Raw genomic sequence first — 1,201 nt, 5'->3', positions numbered from 1 at the left:
CGGGTCAGGCCGCGCGCGCGATCGGGCCGGCTGCGGCGCCGGCGGCGCTCGGCCAGCGCGGTGGGCAGGCCGGCGGGCGGGTCAAGGCGGTGGTCACCGCGGTGGAGGCGGAATCCAACGCCGAGGAGATCGTCAGCGCCCTGCCTGCCTCGGTGCCCGGGGTGATCGGCCGGTGGGCCTGCGAGGAGTCCGGCGCGGGGCGATGACTCGTCGCCCATCTCCGCGCTGCGCTGCCTCGACGCCTGGGATAGGGTGAGGTTCGCCCTTCGCGGGTTGTTAGCACCATGTGCTGTTTCGCGGTGAGGCGCGAGCGCACGTCGAGGATGAAAGTAGGGACGAGAGCAGTGGGGACGACGGAATCCGCCCTGTCGAAGCGGCGCACGACCGACGAGCAGTCCTTCGCGGGCGGGGTGGATCCCGCCTTCGACGGCAGCTATCAGAAGTGGCTCACCGATACCGAGCCGAGGCGCTTCCCCGGCTGGACGGTCATCGCCCCGGTGCCTCGGGGCTCGGCGGCGATGGACACGCTCCAGGGCATCGTCGCGGACCTGGCCGCCGATTTCGGCGCCGGGCAGTTCAGCCGGCACCCCGCGGCGAGCATGCACATGACGGTGTTTCCCGGGATGAACGAGGCGTTTTCTGATAGCGCCCGCGAGATCCCCGATTGGGTGCGCGGCGGCATGACGATCCCGCAGATCTCCCGGGCGGCGCTCGCCCGCGTCGAGGCCGCCGGCCTGCCCGAGATCGGCCCCGTCGACATCGAGGTCGAGGACGTCGCCGTCGACGGCAACGCCAAGGCGCTCGTCCGGCCCGTCGAGGAGACCCGGCTGCGCGAGTTCCGGGACCTTATCGCCGAGGCGACCGGCTGGCGGCGCGTCGACCACGACGAGTACGTCTTCCACGTCTCGCTGGGCTACCAGCTCAAAGACCACGAGCTGCCCGAGGAGCGCCGCCACGAGCTCGCCGCGGGCTACGCCGCGCGGCTCAAAGAGCTCGGCACGATCACCCTCGACCGGCCGGCGTTCTCCGTCTTCGACGGCATGGTGTCCTTCCCGCCGATCCTCGAGTTCTAGCCGGCCCCGGCCGCCTCTCGCGGCATCGCCCCGCTCTGTGCGCGCAACAGCGCGCGGGCGGGGCGTTGTCGTGCCTCGTGCCCTTGAGCGGCGCCGCGGCGGGGCGCCGGCACGGCGCGGGGCGGCGC

Annotated in this window: 1 protein-coding gene and 1 pseudogene; both read left to right on the top strand. The window is 72.9% G+C overall.

Annotation, left to right across the window (positions count from 1 at the left end; all coding sequences use genetic code 11):
* Positions 1–206: pseudogene (locus HMPREF9719_RS02275) on the top strand (hypothetical protein); the annotation flags it as partial.
* 138 nt (positions 207–344) lie between these two features.
* The gene (locus tag HMPREF9719_RS02270; RefSeq protein WP_004600348.1) at positions 345–1,073 is read left to right on the top strand and encodes a DUF1868 domain-containing protein; all 729 of its coding nucleotides are present in this window, start codon (positions 345–347) and stop codon (positions 1,071–1,073) included.
* Positions 1,074–1,201 lie beyond the last annotated feature (128 nt).

Source organism: Corynebacterium otitidis ATCC 51513, from assembly GCF_000296405.1.
GTDB lineage: Bacteria > Actinomycetota > Actinomycetes > Mycobacteriales > Mycobacteriaceae > Corynebacterium > Corynebacterium otitidis.
The sequence above is the reverse complement of the archived record's forward strand: the minus strand, read 5'-3'. Positions and strand labels throughout refer to the sequence as shown.